Source organism: Streptomyces tateyamensis, assembly GCF_003205575.1.
In the GTDB taxonomy this organism is placed as follows: domain Bacteria; phylum Actinomycetota; class Actinomycetes; order Streptomycetales; family Streptomycetaceae; genus Kitasatospora; species Kitasatospora tateyamensis.
In genome coordinates, this window is sequence record NZ_PYBW01000119.1 from 18,917 (window position 1) to 34,734 (window position 15,818).

Sequence of the window (15,818 nt, forward strand, 5' to 3'; positions counted from 1 at the left end):
TGACCGCCGGGTCCGGTCGGCCGCCCACATCGCGGCGCCGACCGGACCCGGCCCGAGGAAACCCCTGATACCGATGTCCACAGCCTTCCCGCCGCCCGAGCGCACCGCGCACCCGGGCCCCGTCGTCCAGCCCGTCCCCGCCCAGAGCGCAACCGGCCGGAACACCACCGCCCGGCACACCACCGTCCGGAACGCCACCGTCCAGCCCCTGCCCGCCCACACCGTCCTCGGCATCGACTTCGGCGGCACCAAGACCGAACTCGCCCTGGCCGACCCCGCCGGCACCGTGCTGGCCCGCACCCGGCTGGCCACGCTGGCCGAGCGCGGCCCCGAGCAGACGCTGGCCCGCACCGCCTCGGCCGCCCGCGAGCTGGCTGCCGAGGCCCGGCAGCGGTTCGGCGCGCCGGTCGCCGCCTATGCCGCCGTCGCGCCCGGCATCATCCAGCCCGACCGGATCCTGCTCACCCCCAACCTGCCCGGCTGGGAGGAGCTGGCCCTGGCCGAGCGGCTGGCCGCCGAGCTGGGGGTGGCCCGGGTTCCGGTGGCCAACGACGTGCGGGCCGGCGCGCTGGCCGAGCTGCGGCGCGGCGCGCTGCGCGGCGCGGACCCCGGGCTCTACGTCAACCTGGGCACCGGGGTGGCCGCGGCGCTGACCGTGGGCGACCGGGTGCTGGCCGGCGCCAACCAGGCAGCCGGCGAGATCGGCTATCTCAACCCGGGCAGCGCGCCGGTGGACGCCGTGGCCCGCGGGCAGGCCCCACTGGAGGACCTGGTCAGCGGCAAGGCGCTGGCCGACCGGGCCGAGCGACTGCTCGGCCGTCCGCTGGACGCCACCGGCCTGTTCCGCAGTACCGAGCCGGCCGCCCGGCAGCTGGTCCGCGAGACGCTGGACGTGCTGGCGATGACGCTGGCCAACCTGGCCACCCTGGTCGACCCGGAGCGGATCGTGCTCGGCGCCGGCCTGATGTCCGCCGCCGACCTGATCCTGCCCGAGCTCGAACGCCTGCTGGCCGGGGCGACCCCGTTCCCGCCCCAACTGCGCGTCGCCCACTTCCGCCAGGACGCCGCGCTGCACGGCGCGATCACCCTCGCCCTGGACAGCCTCCCCGAGCCGGGCCCGCGCCCCGCGCTCGCCGACCACCTCGGAGCCCGCTGAATGTCCGCCTCGCACGCCGCCCTTGGTGGCCCCGCCGCACCCCGTACCCGTGCCGCCCAAGGTGGCCACGCCGGCAACGCCGCCCTCGGTGTCCGGATGAGCGCCGAGCTGGCGGAGCAGTCAGCGGTCCTGGCCGCCCTCGCCGCCCGCTGACCGGAGCTGACCGCGCAGGTGGCCGCCCTGGTGGACGGCGCGGCTCCGTTCGGAGTGGCGTTCCTGGCCCGCGGCTCCTCCGACCACGCCGCGCTGCTGGGCCGGTACGCGGTCGAGCTCTACGCCGGCCTGCCCACCTGCCTGTTGGCGCCGAGCCTGACCACGGCCTACCGGCGCGAGCCGACCGGTTTCGCCAACTGGGTGGTGGTGGCGCTCTCCCAGTCCGGGCGGACCCCCGAGATCGTGGACCTGGCCCGCCGACACGCCGCCGCCGGGGCCCGGGTGATCGCGGTGACCAACGACGCGGACTCCGAGCTGGCCCGCACCGCGCACCTGTCGATCGCGCTCGACGCCGGCCCCGAGCTGGCGGTGCCGGCCACCAAGACCGTCACCGCGCAACTGCTCGCCGTGCTGGCCGTCGCCACCGGGCTGGGCCGGGGCCACGGCCTGACGGAGCGCCAGGTGATCGCGCTGCCCGCTGCGGTGGCGCAGCTGCTGGCCGACCCGGAGCCGGCCCGGCGGTCCGCGCACCTGCTGGCCGCCACCGACCGGCTGGCCGTGGTGGGCCGCGGTGCCTGCTACCCGGCCGCCCTGGAGGGCGCGCTGAAGCTGCAGGAGACCACGGGGCTGATGGCGCACGGCTTCTCCACAGCCGACTTCCGGCACGGCCCGATCGCGGTCTGCGGACCGGCCGCCCCGGCGCTGCTGCTGGCCGGCTCCGGGCCCGCCGACCCGGACACCCTGGACCTGCGTGCCGCGCTCGCCGGCCGCCGCGCGCCGGTCCTGCTCGCGGGCACCTCCCCCGACGCCGACCTGCCCTGGCCCGCCACCGGCACCCTCACCGAGTGCGTGCTCGCCACCGTGCGGATGCAGCAACTGGCCCTGGCCACCGCCCGCCAACTGGGAGCGGACCCGGACCACCCGAGCGGGCTCAAGAAGGTGACCATGACCTCCTGAGCGTCCCGCCGCCGGTCCCGCACGGTGGGGGGACCACAGCCCCCGGTTCCGACTGACGCCCGGCCAAGGAGTCTGGCTCGGCGCAGGCGGCGCTGGCAACCGGCCGCATGACGATGCTTCAGCTGCTTGCAAGGGCAACTGATTTTGACCATCTCTTGGGTATATCGCGGACATAGCGACCTGTGAGATGAATCACCGTCAGGTGATCCCCGCTGTTCTCGCTCCGTCAGTGGCAGGGGCGCTAGTTTCGGCGCTACCTATCAGCTGTCGATAGGAACACTCCTGGTGGTTGCGCTGGCGCACCGCCGTGTCTGGGGGATTCCATGGCAATTCGTACTGCCGGCTGGCCTGCTGCCAGTCGGCCAACAGTGCTGCGCTCAGCAGCGGTAGCCAGCGCGCTGGGGGTGGTGACGGCGTTGCTGTCCACCCCAGCCTTCGCACTGACGCCCACTCAGCAACACAGGATCTGGACGCCGGGCACACCGCTGCCGAAGACGCCATCCGTCTCCGGCACCAACCGGCCGGCCTTGGCGGCGAGCAAGCCGTCCTTCCCGGCGGGGCAGGTGTGGACGCCGCCGGCCGCGAAGAGGTTCCACGCCGGGCAGGCGACCGTGACGGTGCCGGTGGCGCCCTCGGCGGGGCTGACGGCGCCGCGGATCAACGCCGCGGGCACGCTCGAGCAGGGTCCGGCGCTGGGCGCGGAGGTGCAGGCCGGCTCGCTGCCGGTCTGGCTGAGCGCTGAAGCGCCCAAGGCGGCTGCCGCGACCGCACAGGCAACGGAGGCGGATGCCGCGCCGGCTGCGGGTGGCCCGGTGCAGGTGGCGGTCGCCGATCCGGGAGCCGCCGCTGCGGCGGGCGCCCCGGGCGGCGCCATCACCGTCAGCGGCGACGGCGCCAAGCCGGGCGCCGCCCTGCGGGTCGGCCTGGACCTCGGCCGGCTGAGCGCAGTCGGCGGCAACTTCGCCTCCCGCGCGCAGTTGGTGCAGCTCCCGTCCTGTGCGCTGACCACGCCCCAGCTCTCGGAGTGTCAGAAGCGCACACCGCTGCCCTCGCACTACGACGCGGCTGCGAACCGGCTGGTGGCCGATGTCACCGTGCCGCCCGGCCCGACCGGCGCGGCGCGGGCGATGACGGCAACGCAGGCGGCGGCAGCCACGCCGATGACGCTGGGCGTGGTCTCCGGCACCTCCAGCGGCGCCGGCACCTACAGCGCGACCTCGCTGAACCCCAGCGCAGGATGGGCAGCCGGCAGTGCCTCTGGCGCCTTCACCTACCAGTACCCGATAGCGTTGCCGCCGACGCTGGGCGGGTCCGCTCCCACGGTCGCGCTGTCCTACGACTCCGCTTCGGTGGACGGCCTGACCTCCGCCACCAACTCCCAGGCCTCCTGGGTGGGCAGCGACGGCTGGGGCCTGGGCAACAGTTTCGTGGAGCGTTCGTTCCAGCCATGCAGCCGGGACGGCATGCCGAGCTCCGGTGACGACTGCTGGGCGGGCGCGAACCTGACCATGTCGCTGGGCAGCCACTCCGGTGAACTCGTCCCGGTGGACTCCACCTGTGACAACTCCAGTAACAACCTGGAGCAGTCGGCCTGCTCGTGGCACCTGAAGAACGACGACGGCACCAAGATCGAGTACCTGGCCGGGGCCAACAACGGCACCTGGAACGGCTCCTACCTGCGGGTGACCGACACTTCCGGCACCGTCTACTACTTCGGTGCCAGCCACCTGCCGGGTACGGACGGCAAGGCGAGCGGCCTCGGTCCGGACGCGCAGTCGGCGTGGACAGTGCCGGTGTTCTCGCCCAACTCGGGCGACCCCTGCTACAACTCCTCGACCGGCCAGCAGTCCTGGTGCCAGATGGCCTGGCGCTGGAACCTCGATGCCGTGGTCGACGTGCACGGGAACCTGACGACCTACACGTACAACGCCGAGGCCAACTGGTACGCGCGTGGCGGAAATCCCACGACCACCAACTCCTACACGCGAGCTGGTGAGTTGGCCGAGATCGACTACGGTCAGCGGCTGTCCGACCAGATCGCGGCCGGCGGCACCTACCAGAGTGCGGCGAAGGTGGTCTTCAGCTCCGGCGAGCGCTGCGTGACCTCCGGGGGGTGTGACCCCTCCCAGCGGACGGTGGCGAACGGCGCCAACTGGCCGGACGTGCCGCTGGACCAGCAGTGCGACCAGACAACTACGAACTGTGCCAACGGTGCGCCCTCGTTCTGGACCTCCCGGTGGCTGAATTCGATCGCCACCCAGGTCCGCTCGAACGGCAGCTACCACACCGTGGACAGCTACGTACTGAACCACGTGTTCGTGAACGTGCAGAACCCGACCGAGAACACCCAGGTCCCCTGGCTCGCCTCGATCCAACGCACCGGCCAGGACAATCTCAACGGCCAGGCGGCTGTGCCGCCGCTGCCGCCGGTCTCCTTCTCCTGGATGCTCTACCCGAACCGGGTGCCTGCGCTGCTGACCCGCCCGGACTACAACCGCCCGCGGCTGACGGTGGTCACCACCGAGACCGGTGGCACCATCGGGGTGGTCTACCAGACCACCGGTTCTCAGCGCTGTACGTCCAGCTCGCTGCCGGCGCAGGCCAATGGCGACACCAAAGACTGCTACAACGTCAAGTGGTACAAGCCGCAGACCACCACGCCGATCGACGACTGGTTCCAGCGCTACCCGGTCTCCACCGTCACGGTGGACCCGAAACTCGCGCTCGGTGACAAGCCGCAGGTCACCACCTACACCTACGGCAACCCGGCCTACCACCACAACGATGCGACCCTGGCCGACCCGCAGACACGCACCTGGGACCAGTTCCGCGGCTACGCCTCCGTCACCACCGTGACCGGCGCCGCGAACGACACCAGCGCGCAGACCCAGAGCACCACCTCCTACTACCAGGGCATGGGCGGAACCGTCACGGGCGCGAGGAGCGGCCCGATCAGTGACGACGACTGGCTGGCCGGCCAGACCCTCGAGACCGACACCTACACCGGCCTCAACGGCTCGCTCGCCGCCTACACCGTGCACACCAGCAGTGGGCCGCTCAGCACCGCGGACCACCCGCGCAACGGACTGCCGGACCTGATCGCCCGCTACGCCTCCACCACCAACTCCGCCGTCACCAAGGAGCTGAAGTCGGACGGCGTCAGCTGGCGGACCACGACCACCGTGGGCACGACCGACCCCGCCCACAACAACCGCGTGGCGACGTCGCTCAGCACGGCCGACGGCACACCGGACGTGTGCGTGGTGCCGACCTACGCGACGAGCACCAACCCCATGCTCACCTCGCTGGTGGCCCAGACGTTCTCCGTCTCCGGTGCCGGTGCCTGCACGGCCAACCCGACTGCCGCCAACACCGTCGCCGCTACGCGCACGCTCTTCGACGGACAGCCGTACCGCAGTGCCGGCGCGAACGGCGATCCGACCAGCTCACAGGTCCTGGACCACTACGACGCCGGCGGGACCCCTCAGTTCGCCACCACGACGACGACTGGCTACGACGCGTACGGCCGGGTCAGTTCGACGACCGATCCCACCGCGACGGACAGCGCGCACCCCGCAGGGGCGGTGACCACCACCGGATACGCGGCGGCCAATCCGGGTGAACTGCCCAACACGGTGACGGTGACGACACCTGCTCCCGCCGGTGCACCGGACTCGGCCACCGGGCGCACCCGAACGGCCGTGCAGGACATCGCCCGTGCCCTCCCGCTGACGGTCACGGACCCCAACGGTCAGACCGCCACCGAGGCTTACGACGCCCTGGGCCGCCTCATAGCCGTCTGGCCCGCCGGGCGGACCACGGCACAGAACGCCTCGCAGACGTTCAGCTACGCGGTCAACGGGATCAGTGGTTCTTCCTCGGTGACGACCAACACGCTGCACTACGACGACGCCGGCTACAGCACCTCCGTCGCGATCGCGGACGGCCTCGGCCGAACCGTGCAGACCCAGTCGACGCCGGCCTTCGCGGGCTACAACGGCCGACTGGTCACCGACACCTTCTACGACGCCTCGGGCCACGTCTTCCGGAGCAGTCCGGGCTACTACGAGAACACCAGCGCGCCGAGCACCACCTGGTTCGACGCGGACACCACGCACGTCCCGTCCTCGACCCTGACGTCCTTCGACGGCCGCGGCCGACCGGTGAGCAGCGAGTTCCGCGCCTACGACGTCCACCAGAGCACCACCACGACCTCTTACCCGGGTGTGGACCGCACCGACGTCACTCCGGCCGCCGGATCCGGGCTGATGCCGACCACCACGATCACCGATGCCCGCGGGCGCCCCGCCCAGTTCTGGCAATACCGCACCACCACGGCGACCGGCAACACCGGTAACGCGGACGTCAGCAAGTACACCTACACGCCCAGTGGGAAGGCCGCGACCCGGCTGGACGCGGCGGGCAACACCTGGTCCTACGGGTACGACCTGCGTGACCGGCTGACCACGTCCACCGACCCGGACGCCGGTACCACCACGCAGAGCTTCGACGGCGCCGGTCGGCTGGCCACCACGATGGACGCCCGCGGTCAGACCCTGGCGTTCAGCTACGACCTGCTCGGGCGCAAGACTGCTGAGTACAGCGGCACCTCGACCACCGACTCCACCAAGCAGCTGACCGGGTACACCTACGACACCGTCACCGGTGGCAAGGGCCAGCTCGCCAGTACTACCCGGTACGTGGGCGGTACCGGCGGTGCGGCCTACACGAAGACCATCGGCTCCTACGACGCCGCCTACCGCCCGACCTCGGTGACCGAGACGGTTCCGGGTGCGGACGTGGGTCTGGCCTCAGGTACGTACTCGTACGCGGAGCAGACGGCGTACTACCCGATCACGGGTGCGGTGCAGTGGGCGAACCGTGGTGGTCTGGGTGACCTGCCGAGCGAGATGCTGCAGTACTCGTACGACTCGCGTGGTCTGATGACCAGTTACGGTCAGCAGTTCGGTTCGCAGTGGATGTACGACCAGGCGACGGGTTACGACGCCTACGGGCGGGCGATCCGGACCACGGCGAACCCGTGGGGCACCCAGGTGGTGGTCACCGACACCTTCGACGAGCCGACCGGCCGTCAGGTCTCGCAGTTCGTGGACAAGCAGCCCTCGCAGACGGGCGCGGTGCAGCAGACGAACTACGCGTACAACCAGGCCGGCCAGATCACGGCGATCACGAACATCCCGGACAACAGCCCGGGCAGCACGGACCGGCAGTGCTTCAGCTACGACTACCTGGGCCGCCTGAGCACCGCGTGGAGTGACACCGGTACGGTCACCATGGCCCCGCAGCCGAGCGTGGGCGCGATCGGCACCTGCACGAACAGCACCCCGACCAGTGGTGCGGTCGCCCCGGCGAAGACGACAGTGGGCGGTCCCGCCGCGTACTGGCAGTCCTACGGCTACGACCTGACGGGCAACCGCACCCAGTTGGTCCAGCATGACGCCAGCGGCAACACCGCCAACGACCTGACCACCAACCAGACCTTCCCGGCCCCCGGCACCGTCAACAACGGCAACGGTGCGGGCGGCGCGCACGCGCTGACCAGCAGCCAGACCGTGACCAACGGCATCGGCAACCCCGCCGGCGGCGACCAGTACGACGCGGCGGGGAACACGACGAAGATCGTGGACCCGGCCGGGACACGGAATCTGAACGGCGGGTGGGTGCTGCCGTCCGGGCAGAGCATCACCTCCAACAGCAGCCGCCTGTCCATGCAGGCGGACGGCAACCTGGTCCTGGTGTCCCTGCGCACGGGTGCGGTGACCTGGTCCAGCCACACCTACGGCCACGCCGGCGCCTACGCGACCATGCAGGCCGACGGCAACTTCGTCGTCTACGACAGCAACCGCAACCCGCTCTGGGCCTCCGGTACGTACCCCAACTCCGGTGCTTATCTGGCCCTTCAGGACGACGGCAACCTCGTCGTCTACAAGAACGCCTCCGCGCCGAACCAGAACCCGCTCTGGAGCACCCAGACCTGGAACGCCATCGACGCCGGCAACACCTCGGTGCTGACCTGGGATGCCGAGGGCCGGCTCGCCAGCACCACCCGCGGCGGGGTCACCACGACCTACGTCTACGACGCCGACGGCAACCTGCTGGAGCGCAGCAACCCCACCCAGACCATCCTCACGCTGGGCGCGACCAATGACGAGCTGACGTACAACAAGAACACCAGGGCCACCACGGGGACTCGCTACTTCCCGATGCCCGGCGGCCTCTCCCTGGTTGCCACCGCGAACACCAAGACCTACCAGGTCGCGGACCCGCACGGCACCAACACCCTTGCCCTGGATGCCACGTCGCTGACCGAGACGCGCAACCCGGTCGATCCGTTCGGCAATCCGCGCGCCACCACCACCGCCACCAACAACTGGGCCGGCGACCACGGCTTCGTCGGCGGCACCAAGGACACCACCAGCGAACTCACCAACCTCGGTGCCCGCGAGTACCAGGCGTCCACCGGACGCTTCATCAACCCCGACCCACTGCTGGCGAGTAACGACCCGCAGCAATGGAACGGATACGCCTACGCCGACAACAAGCCCACCAACACCAGTGATGCCGACGGGAAGATGATCCCGGACGACATCACGGGCCTCGCCTTCGGCAACGCGCAGCAGTTGCAGGACTACCACACCGAGCACGCGGACGAGGTCGAGCAGGACCTGGAGCAGCAGGCGGAGTCCTTCGACAAGGTCCAGGCTCAGCAGGGCGGCGCACCGAACCACGTCGTGCGCAACGGCGGCACGAGCAATGTCGCCACCAACTGCGCCGGTCCGGGGACGCAGGGCCTGTCGGGCCACGATGCCGCGGTCTGCCTGAGCGGTCTGTACGCGGAGGCCTGGCGGTCGTCGCAGAACCTGAACGGCTACGTCACGGTCGACGTCGGACCAGGTGGCACGCTGGCGAACAAGGTACCCGGGGCGAGCGGCAACAAGACCGGCAACGACGGTGCGGCGGACCTGATCCTGTGGACCTCTGCGACTGTCTACGTCTGGGAGATCAAGCCCGGCAACGACTACGGGAAGACCGACGGTCCCAAGGACCTCGATCGCTACATCCAGGGCCTGACGGCATACTTCAAGGAATTCGGTGACACCCGGTCGGTGGTGGCCGGCGGTGACCTGCCGCGTGGCGTTGTGAACTCCAAGCAGGGTTGGCAGGATGTCTGGTCCCAGGACGCGTATCCCGGAATGAGGTTCTACGGGACCAACAAGTCCAAGAGGCCGAAGGAGGACCCATTCGCGAAGCCGGCCCCGGCACCAGCACCGGCACCGGCTCCCCAGCCGGCCCCGGCGCCGGCACCGTGCGGCGGTGGCGGCCCGATTGCCGCCGGGCCCTGTGGCGGCATGGTGGTCCCCATGCCCGGACTCAACGGCTGGCCGTTCGGTGGCCTGATCCCCGGCTTCGGCGGCGTCGGCGCTCCTGGACTCGTGACGATCTGACGGCCACGAGGACCGGGCACCAGCTGCCGCACCACCAGCACTGAAGGAGATGATCACACCATGTTGGTTCGCCTGGAGGCGACCGTCGACCTCGCAGAACACGGCCGGGATACCGTGCGGGGCTGGTTCGACAACGCACGAACGGGTGCCTTCGCCCAGTTCTTCGACCCCGCTGCGCTCAAGTCCCGCGGACTCACGGCCGGCTGGGTCCTCGCCTCGGACCTCGCTGCCGAGTCCAAGCGCTTCCGGGCCGGCAAGGCTGCGTTCGGGCACCTGGACAAGGCGATCAACGGAGACTCGCCCTATGCCAGCTACCTCGTCGAGCCGCGCGATGCAGGGCCCGACGACGAACTGGCCCTTCGGCTCCAACTGACCCAGAGCGTCTTCCGGGACACTCGGGCCCTGCTGGCGCTGGACCTCTCCGCCACCGAGGAGGAGTGCGCCGATCCGGCGTTCTGCAGCGGCCTGGTCGAGCACCTGCGCCGCTGCCTGGACCAGGCGTCCCCGGTGTTCGGATCGATCTCCTCAGCCAACTTCCGAAAGGAGACGCCGCTCGACCTGGCGTTGAACCGCAGCATCGTGGACTCCGTCCAGCTCGGGCGGACGGTGCTGCGCGGCTACTCCTGGGTCACGGTGTGCCCGGAGGAGCTCCTGCCCCGGGTGGCGGCCGGGCAGGCCGGCGGTTTCCACCGCACCATCGGGCTCGCTGCCGGTGGCGCGGTCCTGCAGGCCACACCGACCATCGCGGAGTTCGGCCGGCCGGCCGCCGAGCAGGTCTTCGACCTGGTGCGGACGGTCCTGCCCGCCGGCCTGCCCGCGCCGAGCCCGCTGAACCCGGACGCCCTGCTGGTCTACCGGGACGCGGCGCAAGGCTGAGGCCTGGCCGGTTCCCGGGGGCCGGGGTGAGGTGCGCATCGCCTCACCCCGGCCCCCGGCACACTGCCCTCGTGCTCCATGCACCCGTTCGTGAACTCCTTCACCCCGGCGATCGACCAGCCTTGGCAGGCCCGCACCGACTTCGAAGCCTTTCGCGCGCTCGCGGTCCGCAACGGCCTCCTGTTCGTGCCGGCCGACCACCTGACGGCCTGTCGCTGTCAGCCGGCCGCGCGGCGCAGCCAGTCGGTGACGCCCGCGATGTGGGCGGTGGCGCGGGCCTGGGCGGCGGTCACGTCGCGGGCGGCGATCGAGTCGAGGATCGCCCGGTGCTCGGCCATCGTCCGCTCGACCGCCCCCTCCTGGGTCAGCCCGCGCCAGACCCGGGCGCGGGCGGTCCGCTGGGAGAGCGAGTCGAGCATCGAGGCGAGCACGGTGTTGCCCGCGGCCTCGGCGATCCGCCGGTGGAACTCCAGGTCGTTGGCGACCAGTTCCTCGACCGTGGAGTCGGCGCTCAGCCCGTCGAGCAGGTCGGCCAGGCCCGTCAGCTGATCGTCGGTCACCTGCTGCGCGGCCAGCCCTGCGGCTGCCGACTCCAGCACGGAGCGCACCTGGAACAGCTCCAGCAGTGACTCGTCCTGGTGCAGGTCGACCAGGAAGGTCAGGGTCTCCAACAGGTCCGGCGCCGCCAGGCTGCTGACATACGTCCCATCACCCTGGCGCACCACGAGGACGTTCAGCAGCGAAAGCGCCTTGACCGCCTCCCGCAGCGAGTTCCGCGACAGCCCCAACTCCGCGGCCAGTACCGGCTCCTTGGGCAGCCGCTCGCCGGGCTTGAGCTGGCCGGAGAGGATCATCGACTTGATCTTCTCAATGGCCTCGTCGGTGACGGCCACGTGTGGTGCCTTCCTTTGGTCCGATGTCTGGACCAAGTATGCCCGCTGCGAGCCGCCGCGCGGACAGGCGTGCGGCCCGCGCCGCCCTGGTCGGGGCCGCGGTGCAGCGGTGCAGCGGTGCAGCGGTGCAGCGGTGCAGCGGTGCAGCGGGGGGAACGCTATCGCTACGGGGTGCCGAAGCCGTCCAGGGTGCTGTACTGCCCGGAGAGCTTGGTGATCACGATGGTGTGGCTGCCGCCCGCCAGGCCGGCCGCGCTGAACACCGGGGTGTCGGAGTGGCGCACCCCGTCCGCGGAGAGGGTGCTGACGGTCTGCTGCGGGCCGCCGTCGATCGCGACGCCGATGTTCCCCTGATCGGTGTTGAGTTCGCCGTAGACCAGGACGAAGCTGCCGCTGAAGGTGTAGCTCGCGGTGGACCCGTCGGCGCTCGCGTAGTGCACGTCGTCGCCGTAGTCGCCGAGGCCGCGGTTCCCGGTGCCGGCGAAGCCGCTGTAGCTGATCGACGGGTCGGTGTCGTTGGTCCGCAGGGCGGGCGGGGCGGTGGCGGCGGTGCCGAAGCCGTCGAGGGTGGCGTACTGGCCGGACAGCTTGCTGACGGTGACGGTGTGCGGGCCGGCGCTCAGGCCGGTGACGGTGAAGACGGGCACGTTGCTGTGCCGCCGGCCGTCGGTGGGGACGGTGTTGACGCTCTGCTGGGTGCCGCCGTCGACGGTGATGCCGAGGGTGCCCTGGTCGGTGTTGAGCTCGCCGTAGACCTGCAGGGTGGCGCCGGTGAAGGCGTAGCTCGCGGTGGACCCGTCGGCGGTGGCGTAGTGCACGTCGTCGCCGAGGTCACCGACCCCGCGGTTCCCGCTGGTGGCGAAGCCCTGGTAGCCGATCGACGGGTCGGAGTCGTCGACGCGGCCGGCCACCCAGAGCTGTCCGGCGGTGGTGCCGGCGGGGACGGTGGCGACCAGGAAGCCGCTGCCGAGCAGTTGGACGCTACCGGCGGCCAGCGGGGTGCCGCCCGCGTAGACCTGGGTGGCGGTGCCGAAGCCGTCGCCGGCGATCAGCACCTGGTTGCCGCCGGAGACCGGCGAGACGTAGCGGGTCCGGCCGCCGTCGGACCGGGCGTACGGTGCGCGCGGCCCGGCGCCCGAGAGCAGGGCGCTCGGCAGGTCTCCGGGCCCGGGAGTGGCCGGGATCGTGGTGTTGCCTCCGGCGTGCAGGTCGACCGCGGCGGCGCAGGCGGCCTTGTTGACGGTGGCGAGGGAGAAGTAGCTGCCGGTGGTCCAGATGTGCCCGGTCTGGCTGCAGCCGCCGGTCGACGCGATGCTGGGGATGCCGATGCCGGCGTTGCCCTGCCAGTTGATCCACTCGGAGCCGGCGTCGTCGTAGTAGGTGAAGTTCGCGTTGTGGCCGTTGTAGGCGACGTTGCCGGTCACCTGGAGGCCGTGGGCCAGGGTCTGGACCGGGTCGGCCCTGTCGTACGTGGTCGGGTTCCCGCTCGCGTCGTAGTACTGGGCCTGGTGGCCCTCGGCGTAGACGGCGCCGCCGTCGGAGCGCACGGACATGTAGTCGTGGAAGACGTTGTTGCCGATGCTGTTGTTCTGGTTGATGTTGACGACGTTCTCGGGCGTGCTCGCCTGGTCGGTGTGGCCCTGGCTCACGCCGGCCGTGATGGCGTCGTAGGGCAGGTCGTACAGGGTGTTGTGGGTGATCGTGGTGCCCTGGGCGAAGAGCAGGGTGATGCCCGGCGCCGAGGAGTAGTCGGTGCCCGTGTGGTGCACCGTGTTGTCGGCGACCGTGGTGCCGGTGAGGATCTCGTTGGTGCCGATGATGTCGCCGCTGACCGCCGAGGCGTCCGGGGTGCAGCTCTGCTTGATCACCGCGGCGGTGTCGGGGTCGGTGGCCGGGTTGGGGTTGGTCGGGTTCGGGTCGGCGGTGCAGCCGAGCAGCAGGCCGGTGGAGGCGGTGTCGGTGAACTCGTTGCCCTGGACGAGCGTGTTGCGGGCGCCGTAGCGCACGCCGAGGCCGGCGCCGCCGAGTTCGGCGAAGCGGTTGCCGGTGAGGCTGAGGTTGGTGGTGGCGGTGAAGTCGACGTTGGCCAGCGGCTGGGTCAGCGCGCCCCACGGGCAGCTGCCGGCGGGGTTGGCGAAGGTGCACATGCCCTGGTTGTGCGCGCCGGTGATCCGCAGGTTGCTCTGCACGTCGGAGAAGCCGGCCGGCGAGGACGGATCGTTCCAGGTCGCGTACGAGAACTGCAGGCCGCTGAAGGTGAGGTCGTGCAGCGGGGCGGCCAGCGTGCCCGCGCCCTGCAGCAGGGTCTCCAGGTGCGGGAGTTCGACGTCCGTCCCACTCAACTGCTGTCCGGGCAGCGGCTGGTAGTAGAGCGTGCTGCCGGCCTGGTCGAGGAACCACTGGCCCGGGTGCAGCAGCGCCTTGGCGTCCTGCAGCAGGGCGGGCATGGTCGAGGGGTTCATTGAGGGCAGTCCGCCGCTGCCCTGGCTGAATCCGGCGCGGGCGGTGACGTCGGTCCAGCAGGGCTGGGCCATCGTCAGCACGCCGCCGCCGTAGGAGGCCACCCGGCAACGGGACTCGGTCCAGGCGCCGTTGCCGGCCGGGTAGTCGAACTCGACGCCGGCCACCTGGGCCGGAGTCAGCCCGGCGAACCAGGCGGTGGCGGCGGCGTCGCCGCTGATGGAGTACCCGGTGGCCGAGCCGGACCAGCCGCCCGCGAAGCCGAGCGCGCCCGGGCTCGCCTGCGCGATCGGCGCTTCCTGCCCGTTGACGTACAGCTGGCGGCTCGCACTGCCGGCCGGTACCGGCGCGGACCAGACACCGGAGCCGGCCACCTCGGTCCAGCCGGTCACCTGGCTGGCACCGGAGATCACCGGGTGCGCGCCAGGAGCGGCCTGCCAGACGACGGGGCGCCCGGGGCTGCCGGAGTCGGCGGCGGTGAACTTCCAGCTGGTGGAGGGGCGGTAGGTGCCGTCCAGCAGGTCGACGGTGACAGAGGCGCCGCTGCCGGCGGGGTTCAGCGCCCGCACCGCGGCCTGCGCACCGGTGAGCGAGCAGGGCGCGGCCTGCGAGCAGGTCGAGCCGCTGCCGGTCGGCGAGGCGTACAGGGTGGTGGCGCCGGCGGCCGTGGCCGAGCCGGGGAAGAGCGCCGTCAACGCGGCCGTCAGGGCCGCGGCACTCGTACCGGCGAGGAGTCTCACGCGGGGGATCTTCATGGACCAGCCTCTCTGGCTGCGACGCACCGCTGCGGACGGCACGTCAGTGACGCACTGGGTGGGGTGGTGAAGCTGCGGGTCGTCCCAGGCAGCGCGGGACATCGGCCCCGATGACGGCGGGCCGGGGTCCCGTTGGGGGTGTGCCTTGGGGATGCCCGCCGAGCGGGCTCGCGCAGGGCCGAAGGCCCGCGTCGGGCGGACTGGTGCCGCGTCAGGCAGTGGTCGGCTCGGGCGCCGCGGTGTCGATCGGAAGCCGGTCGGCCAGCCAGTCCTCCACGGCGGCCACGTGCACCGCGGCGGCCCCGGCGGCGAGCCCGGCGTCGCGGGCGACCAGGGCGCGCCAGATCGCCTCGTGCTCGCGGTGCGCCTGCTGGCGGGCGGTGCCACCGCTGACGGCGGACGCCAGGTGCCCGTCCGGTGGCGGCGGCACGGTCCCGCGCACGATGCGCACCCGCTGGGTGTGGGTGGACAGGATGCCGAGCAGGGTGGACAGGACCGGATTGCCGACCGAGTCGGCGATGGTGCGGTGGAACTCGATGTCGAGCTCGATGAACTCCTCGATGCTGATCTCGTCCGTGCAGCGGTCCAGTATGCTGCGCAACGCGCGGAGTTGAGGGTCCGTCAGCTTGCCTGCCGCCAGCGCGACCGCCTGCGGCTCGAGCAGGCGGCGCACTTGGAGCAGTTGGCGGGCGCTGTGGCCGTGCGAGACATCGGCGGCGAAGGTCATCGCCTCCAGCAGCAGGTGCGGTTCGAGGCCGGAGACGTAGGTGCCGTCGCCCTGCTTGGTGACCAGGATCCGCATCGCGGTCAGCGCCCGGACGGCCTCGCGCAGCGAACTGCGCGACAGGCCGAGCTGCTCGGCGAGTTCGGCCTCCGGCGGCAGCCGGGTACCCGGGTGCAGCGCGCCGTGGACGATCATCTCCTTGATCCGGTCGATCGCCTGGTCGGTGACTGCCATGGTGCCGGTACCTCCTGAGCCGTGAGGGTGGACGCCGGAGCAACGTGCTCGCACGGACCCCTGTGCCGAGGGACCGCGCCGCTCCAGCGGCTCGGGGAGCGGGCCGGTGGGCCCCCGTTGCTACTCCTGTTTCTCGCCGGAGGC

General features: G+C 71.4%; 8 protein-coding genes. 5 read left to right on the forward strand and 3 right to left on the reverse strand.

Annotated features, from left to right (window positions below; genetic code table 11):
- Positions 1-73: 73 nt before the first annotated feature.
- The 5 genes from C7C46_RS27345 to C7C46_RS35335 all read left to right on the forward strand — a co-directional run bounded on the left by C7C46_RS27345 (position 74) and on the right by C7C46_RS35335 (position 10,608).
- A complete protein-coding gene (locus C7C46_RS27345) occupies positions 74-1,156 on the forward strand; it encodes an ROK family protein (protein WP_110672602.1) in 1,083 nt (360 codons plus the stop codon).
- Positions 1,157-1,309, forward strand: a complete 153-nt coding sequence (locus C7C46_RS36010; protein ID WP_220040702.1) for a hypothetical protein — start codon at positions 1,157-1,159, stop codon at positions 1,307-1,309.
- A gap of 18 nt (positions 1,310-1,327) precedes the next feature.
- On the forward strand, positions 1,328-2,266 hold the full coding sequence (locus C7C46_RS27350; protein ID WP_220040703.1) for an SIS domain-containing protein: 939 nt from the start codon (positions 1,328-1,330) through the stop codon (positions 2,264-2,266).
- A 527-nt stretch (positions 2,267-2,793) separates the two neighbouring features.
- Positions 2,794-9,732, forward strand: coding sequence for an RHS repeat-associated core domain-containing protein (locus C7C46_RS27360; RefSeq protein WP_146259222.1), 6,939 nt, complete (start codon positions 2,794-2,796; stop codon positions 9,730-9,732).
- Between the two features lie 60 nt (positions 9,733-9,792).
- The gene (locus tag C7C46_RS35335; RefSeq protein ID WP_181442552.1) at positions 9,793-10,608 is read left to right on the forward strand and encodes a hypothetical protein; all 816 of its coding nucleotides are present in this window, start codon (positions 9,793-9,795) and stop codon (positions 10,606-10,608) included.
- A gap of 218 nt (positions 10,609-10,826) precedes the next feature.
- Here the strand turns inward: C7C46_RS35335 and C7C46_RS27370 are convergent, their stop codons facing one another.
- From C7C46_RS27370 to C7C46_RS27380, 3 genes are all read right to left on the reverse strand, one after another.
- A complete protein-coding gene (locus C7C46_RS27370) occupies positions 10,827-11,501 on the reverse strand; it encodes a FadR/GntR family transcriptional regulator (protein ID WP_110672605.1) in 675 nt (224 codons plus the stop codon).
- A 164-nt stretch (positions 11,502-11,665) separates the two neighbouring features.
- Positions 11,666-14,716 (reverse strand): autotransporter outer membrane beta-barrel domain-containing protein, encoded by a 3,051-nt coding sequence (locus tag C7C46_RS27375; protein WP_220040704.1) that lies wholly within the window; start codon positions 14,714-14,716, stop codon positions 11,666-11,668.
- 211 nt (positions 14,717-14,927) lie between these two features.
- Positions 14,928-15,674, reverse strand: a complete 747-nt coding sequence (locus C7C46_RS27380; RefSeq protein WP_110672607.1) for a FadR/GntR family transcriptional regulator — start codon at positions 15,672-15,674, stop codon at positions 14,928-14,930.
- Between the last annotated feature and the right edge of the window lie 144 nt (positions 15,675-15,818).